The following is a 6,163-nucleotide window of genomic DNA, read 5'->3' as shown; positions in this document are numbered from 1 at the left end:
TCGGCACCTGCACGCCCTTGTAGCCGCAATCGGCAGCCCACTTGGTGATCGCCGCAAACGAGTTGAACGGCGCCGCATCCCCGGCAAACTGCGCAAGAAACAGACCGGGGCCCTTAATCGTTTTCATCGCAAACATCCTCCTGATGATATGGCTACCGGCAGAGCCGGCCGGTTCGGCCAACGACAGGAAGAAGCGGACGAAAGCTTCATTTTCGCTGCAGCTGAAGCACCTGAAACGTTGCAGGCGCCGAAGCTAGCAGATTTTCTGTATGGAGCAACCGGTTGGGACGAGAATTTCGGGAGGCGTCCTCCTGCGTTCACAGGCGCCGAAATGCCAATCCGGAAACTGACTGCGGTGCGCCTCACCGGCACGACGAGGCACCAGTAAAAAAACCGGCCGCAGCGGCGGCCGGTTCTTCAATCAGCGTTGATCGCAGCCGCTCAGACGTAGCGGTTGACGACATTCTCCAGCAGCTCCTGCTTGCCGGACTTCGGTTGCGGGTTGAGGTCGGACTTCAGCACCCAAGCTTCGATCTCTTCCAGCGAGAAGCCACCCTCGAGCATCTTCTTGGCTTCCGGCACCTGCCAACCGGCGTAGCGCTGATCAAGCGGAGCCGACAGCGCCTTGTCTTCGATCATCTGGGCGGCCGCCTTGATGCCGCGGGCGCAGCAATCCATGCCGCCGATATGGCCGATCAAGAGGTCCTCGGGGTCGAGCGACTGGCGCCGCAGCTTCGCGTCGAAGTTGGTGCCGCCCGACTTGAAACCGCCGCCTGCCAGCACCTGATAGTAGGCGAGCGCCATTTCCGGCACGTTGTTGGGGAACTGGTCCGTATCCCAACCCGACTGGTAGTCGTTGCGGTTCATGTCGATCGAACCGAAGATGCCAAGCGCATTGGCAAGAGCCAGTTCGTGCTCGAAGGAATGGCCGGCGAGGATCGCATGGCCCTGCTCGATATTGACCTGGACTTCCTTCTCCAGACCGTACCTCTTGAGGAAGCCGTAGACCGTGGCGACGTCATAGTCATACTGGTGCTTGGTCGGCTCCTGCGGCTTCGGCTCGATCAGGATCGCGCCCTTGAAGCCGATCTTGTGCTTGTAGTCGACCACCAGATTGACGAAGCGGCCGAGCTGGTCGAGTTCTCGCGAAAGGTCGGTGTTGAGCAGCGTCTCGTAACCTTCGCGCCCGCCCCACAGCACGTAGTTCTCACCGCCGAGACGCTGGGTGGCATCTAGGCAGGTCTTTACCGTCGCGGCTGCAAAGGCAAACACATCCGGATCCGGATTGGTGGCGGCACCCGACATATAGCGGCGATTGGAGAAGAGGTTGGCGGTGCCCCAGAGCAGCTTGACGCCGGTGTCGGCCTGCTTCTTTGCGAAATAGTCGACGATCTCGTTGAGGTTCTTGGTGTTTTCGACGAAGTTCCGGCCCTCGGGGCGCACGTCGGCATCGTGGAAGCAGTAGTAGGGAACGCCGAGCAGCTGGAAGAATTCGAACGCAACATCCGCCTTCAGCTTGGCCGCATCCATCGTGTCCTTGAACCATGGGCGCTCGAACGTCTGGCCGCCAAAGGGGTCTCCGCCCGGCCAGACGAAGGTGTGCCAATAGGCAACCGCGAAGCGCAGGTGATCTTCCATGCGCTTGCCGAAAACGACCTCGTCCTTGTTGTAGTGGCGGAAGGCGAGCGGATTGCTGCTCTCCGGTCCCTCATACTTGATCTTAGCGATATCGCCGAAAAATCCCGTGCTCACGGTCTGGCTCCTCTCAAGGCTGGTGTGCCGGCGCCGCGACTGCAAAACGCCCGGTCATTACGTGGAAGGTAATTGGTTTCATTCCCTCGTGCGGCGATACCTGCGGCATCGAAACGCCAAGCCAAAGGAATAGTCAGATGAACGATTTCAACCGGATCGCCGAGGCCTACATCGCCGCCTGGAACGCAGAGGTCGGCAGCCGCAGCGTGTTGATCGAAGCGGCCTTTACCGTCGACGTCGCCTATCGCGACCCGATCATGCAGGGTGACGGGCATGCGGGCATCGGCGGCTTGATCGCCGGCGTTCAGGGCCAGTTTCCTGGTTTTCGCTTCACGCTCAAGGGCACGCCGGACGGCTTTGCCGACACGATCCGCTTCTCCTGGGCGCTTGGCCCAGATGGCGACGAATCCGTGATCGAGGGCACCGACGTCGGCCTCATCGAGAACGGCCGGCTGAAACAGGTCACCGGCTTTATCGACAAGGTGCCGGCGCAATAGGCCCGGTCGATCGAAAACAGCCATGGAGGGGCGCGGTGCGGTCACGTCGTCGCGCCCTTGATGGCGGGATAGAGACGCCGATAGCTCTGGTAGGCTTCGTCGTAGGCCGCCACAAAAGCCGCTTCGGGCGCGATCGTTTCCGCCGTTTTCGGTGCATGGCAAATCGCGACTGGGTCGGCGCCGGTCGCCGCGATCAGGCCGAGACGCGCAGCACCGAAGGCGGCGCCGAAATCGCCATCAGCAGGCAGATCGACCGGCAGGTCGAGCGCGGTCGCGATCGACTTCAGCCAGTAGCGCGAACGCGATCCACCACCGATCGCCGTCACCCGCGAAAGCGTCGTGCCGGCGGCACGCAAAGCTTCGAGGCTGTCACGGATGGCGAAGGAAACGCCTTCCATGACCGCCTGCGTCAGCACTACCCGGCTGCTCTCGTGGCCGAGCCCGGCAAATGCGCCGCGGATCGTTGCATCATTGTGGGGCGTGCGCTCGCCGGAGAGATAGGGAAGGAAGGTCACGCCGCTTGGCGCCTTCAGCGTATCGCCGAGCTCGGTGCTGAGGTCGGCGGCGCTGCGACCGGCGATTCCGGAATACCAGTTGAGCGCATCGGTCGCCGACAGAATGACACCCATCTGATGCCAGGTATTCGGCAGAGCGTGGCAGAAGGCGTGAACGGCGCTTTCCGGATTGGGCAGGTAGCTTGCATTGGCGGCAAACAGCACACCCGACGTGCCCAATGAAACGAAAGCATGGCCTTCGCCGACGGTGCCCATACCGCAGGCAGACGCCGCATTGTCGCCCGCCCCCCCGGCAACGACGACGCCGGCATCCATGCCCCAGCGTGACGCCAGCTCGGGCCGGAGCCCGCCCGCCCGATCCGTGCCTTCGACGAGATCCGGCATCTGCCGTTCCTCCATGCCGGTGGCCGAAAGCAGGCTTTCTGACCAGCGGCGCTTGGCCGTATCGAGCCAAGCCGTGCCGGCCGAATCCGACATCTCGGACATATGCTCACCCGTCAGCCACAGGCGCAGATAGTCCTTCGGCAACAGCACCCACCGCACCTTGGCAAAGAGATCCGGCTCGTTTTCACGCACCCATGCGAGTTTCGGCGCGGTGAATCCGGGGAAGACGATGTTGCCGGTGATGGCGCGGAATTGCGGCTCGGCATCGAGCGCCGCTGCCTCGCGAAAACTGCGGGTGTCGTTCCAGAGGATGCAGGGCCGCAGCACCTTGTCGTCGGCGTCAAGCAGCGTCGCGCCATGCATCTGGCCGGAAAGGCCGATGCCGCGCACGGCGGCAAGGGCTGAAGGATGTGCCGCCTTCAGGCCTGATATCGCCTCCTCGGTAGCCCTGATCCAAGCGGCCGGGTCCTGCTCCGACCAACCGGGATGCGGCCGCGAGACGTCGAGTGCGCCGGATGCCGAACCGACAATACGCTGATCGCCATCCATCAGCATCGCCTTGACGCCCGACGTGCCGAGATCCAGTCCAAGATACATGCGTGCCTCCATTGGGCAATTCCGGGGAAAGCGTGCAACGGTTTTCCGTCAGGAATTGTGTAAATTCAAAGCATTACACCGGTTCGACCGGCAGGTTGTCTTTGAGGAAAATGTCGATGCGGATGCGTTCCTGCGCCTCTATCATCGAGAGCCCATCGGCGCGGGCCTTCAGCACGCGAATGGCGCTGCGCACCTCGTGACCGGCATCCTGGTTGAGCAGCGCATCGATGGTACCCGAAACGAGTGCAGCACGACTGTACGGCGTCAATTCGTGCGCGATCGCGCAGATCTCGGACTGACGTCCGGCCTTCTCCAGCGCCGCGATCAGGCCGCGGTTGCCGGCGCCGAGGCTGTAGATGCCGGTAAGGTTCGGATGCGCGGCGAGCAGATCCTGCACCAGATTTTCGACTTCCGACGGGTCATCGTGGCCCTCGACCACGGGCAAAAGCTGCCGCTTGGCGGCACCTTCATTGACGGCAGCGCTGAAACCCTCAAGCCGATCCCGATGGTCTCGCACCAGCATCGATCCGGCGACGATGGCAACGGGCCCGTCGCGGCCGCCGACAAAACGCCGCATCAGACTGCCGGCCGTGCGTCCGGCGGCAATATTGTCGACGCCGGCGAAATGCTCGCGCTCGGAGCCGGTCAGGTCGGACACGAGGGTGACGACGGCAATGCCGTCCTCGCGAAGCCGCCCAACGGCCGCAACCACTTCAGGCGCTTCGACGGCAACGACGGCAACGCCGGCCGGTCCGCGTCGGCGCGCTTCGTCGAGCGCATCGGCCAGCGCCGATGCATCGAAGGCGGGAACGGAGAGGATGCTGACATCGGTCCGCTCGACGGCGGAGCGGGCCATTGCGGACTGGACCTCGGCCTCGAGCCCGCGCATGAAGGCGTTTTCGCCTTCGGGCAAAATGAAGATCAGCGGATAGCTGCGGCTCTTGGCAAGGTTGGCCGCCGCCACGTCCCTGATATAACCGAGCGTCGCGATCGCGCGCTCGACCTTGTCGCGCGTGACCGTCCGCACACCCGGGCGATTGTTCAAAACCCGGTCGACGGTCGCAAGGCTGACGCCTGCTTCTGCAGCGATGTCGTGGACTGTAGGGCGCATCATTTCCTCCCGCAAACTGCCTTAGAGGAATTTTTGATGTACGTAAATCAAAAACACGCAAGGAAAGACCGGCCGCTGTTTTCGCTGGCTAAAAACGCTTGCTGAATGCTTGCGTGAAAGTGACCTCGCCGTGGCCCTTCCCGGCCTCGGCAAGCACCACATCCATGAAGCCGTCGGTCACGCGCACGAGCGCGAAACCGCCCATATAGGCCGCCTTCGGCTTGAACAGATCCAGCCCTTCGCGGCGATAGATCATCGCGGTTTCGTGCTGATGGCCGTGAAAGAGACCGATGACATTATAGCCCTTGACGGCATCAACGAGCGCCTGCCGCTCGCCAGGACTCCACCAATGCGGCGGGCCATTGCCCTGGTCGTCGAAGGTCCTGGCGGCAGCGTCCCAGACCTCCGTCGAGAAGGCATCCCAGCCATAGTGCTGGAACAGGATCACCGGTCGGCCGTCAGCGGCATAGGTTGCCAGATCCTGCTTCAGCCACGGCAGCGCATCCACCGCACCCTTGCTGACGTCGCCACCGAAGCGTTGGAGCTGAACGAGATGCAGCCCGCCCCAATCCCAGGAATAGCAATCCGACAGCGGGTCGTAGTTCGTCACCGGCACCGGAGGCTTGTAGAACACCGACTGCCGATGATTGAGCTCGACATAGTCGCGCAGTTCGCGGCGATACCAGTCGACATGCGGCGGCGGCCCGTCCTGGTCGAGGTCATGGTTGCCGAGCCCGACATAGACGGGGAAGTGCACGCGGTCGGCACCCGGTCCTTCCTGATAGCGGCTCGAAAACTGCTGCAGCTGCCGTCCCTCACGCGGCTGGCGCACCTGTCCGCCGCCGTCATCGGTCACGTCGCCACCGAGCACAAGACCGAGCGGCCGGCCGATCCGCCGGCCGGTGCTGCCGAGCCCGCTTGACTGACCGCCGACGGTTTCCGGCCAGTGCATCGCCGGCAGGGCATTGAGCGCTGCCACGTGGCGAAGCAGATTCGCGTCGGTCTTGCCTTCGGCCGCACAGTTCGGCGCAAGGCCCTCGGTCGAGACGAGGCAGGCGTGGATATCGTTCGAAAACAGGAAGGTAGCATCGATGGGCGGGCGTCCGGCTGCGCGCATGGGCGTGGCCAACAGTGTCGCGCCGATGCCGGCGGCGGCGGCAAGGAAGGAGCGCCTGGAGATGCCGAAGTGTTGGTATGCCCGCATGAACGGCCCCGTTTCCAACCCGGCCAGGTGCCGGATCGTCGATCAGGGTTCGGCCGGACGTTGCTTTCCGGCCGGATTGTGCCGCAACACGAAGACGGCGTAA

Annotated in this window: 5 protein-coding genes and 1 pseudogene; 1 reads left to right on the top strand and 5 read right to left on the bottom strand. The window is 63.3% G+C overall.

Annotated elements, in window-relative coordinates; translation table 11 throughout:
* Both C6558_RS34435 and xylA read right to left on the bottom strand, forming a co-directional pair.
* Window positions 1-127, bottom strand: a pseudogene (locus tag C6558_RS34435) (sugar phosphate isomerase/epimerase); the annotation flags it as partial.
* A 314-nt stretch (window positions 128-441) separates the two neighbouring features.
* Complete coding sequence (gene xylA, locus C6558_RS34425; RefSeq protein ID WP_025424906.1) at window positions 442-1,752, bottom strand: xylose isomerase; 1,311 nt, start codon at window positions 1,750-1,752, stop codon at window positions 442-444.
* A gap of 137 nt (window positions 1,753-1,889) precedes the next feature.
* Here xylA and C6558_RS34420 point away from each other — a divergent pair, with 137 nt between their 5' ends.
* Window positions 1,890-2,249 (top strand): nuclear transport factor 2 family protein, encoded by a 360-nt coding sequence (locus tag C6558_RS34420; protein WP_025424907.1) that lies wholly within the window; start codon window positions 1,890-1,892, stop codon window positions 2,247-2,249.
* 41 nt (window positions 2,250-2,290) lie between these two features.
* Here the strand turns inward: C6558_RS34420 and xylB are convergent, their stop codons facing one another.
* The 3 genes from xylB to C6558_RS34405 all read right to left on the bottom strand — a co-directional run bounded on the left by xylB (window position 2,291) and on the right by C6558_RS34405 (window position 6,060).
* A complete protein-coding gene (gene xylB / locus C6558_RS34415) occupies window positions 2,291-3,745 on the bottom strand; it encodes a xylulokinase (protein WP_025424908.1) in 1,455 nt (484 codons plus the stop codon).
* Window positions 3,746-3,818: 73 nt separating this feature from the next.
* Entirely contained in the window at window positions 3,819-4,856 is a 1,038-nt protein-coding gene (locus tag C6558_RS34410; protein ID WP_025424909.1) for a LacI family DNA-binding transcriptional regulator, read from the bottom strand.
* An 88-nt stretch (window positions 4,857-4,944) separates the two neighbouring features.
* On the bottom strand, window positions 4,945-6,060 hold the full coding sequence (locus tag C6558_RS34405) for a metallophosphoesterase (RefSeq protein WP_025424910.1): 1,116 nt from the start codon (window positions 6,058-6,060) through the stop codon (window positions 4,945-4,947).
* Window positions 6,061-6,163: the final 103 nt, after the last annotated feature.

Source organism: Ensifer sp. NM-2 (assembly GCF_003024455.1).
Lineage (GTDB): Bacteria > Pseudomonadota > Alphaproteobacteria > Rhizobiales > Rhizobiaceae > Ensifer > Ensifer canadensis.
Note: the sequence above shows the minus strand (reverse complement) of the source record. Positions and strands in the feature narration are given on the sequence as shown.

Coding starts and splice junctions, on each gene's coding strand:
- C6558_RS34405 (WP_025424910.1), bottom strand. CDS start 6,060: ATGCGGGCATACCAACACTTCGGCATCTCCAGGCGCTCCTTCCTTGCC.
- C6558_RS34410 (WP_025424909.1), bottom strand. CDS start 4,856: ATGCGCCCTACAGTCCACGACATCGCTGCAGAAGCAGGCGTCAGCCTT.
- C6558_RS34420 (WP_025424907.1), top strand. CDS start 1,890: ATGAACGATTTCAACCGGATCGCCGAGGCCTACATCGCCGCCTGGAAC.
- xylB (WP_025424908.1), bottom strand. CDS start 3,745: ATGTATCTTGGACTGGATCTCGGCACGTCGGGCGTCAAGGCGATGCTG.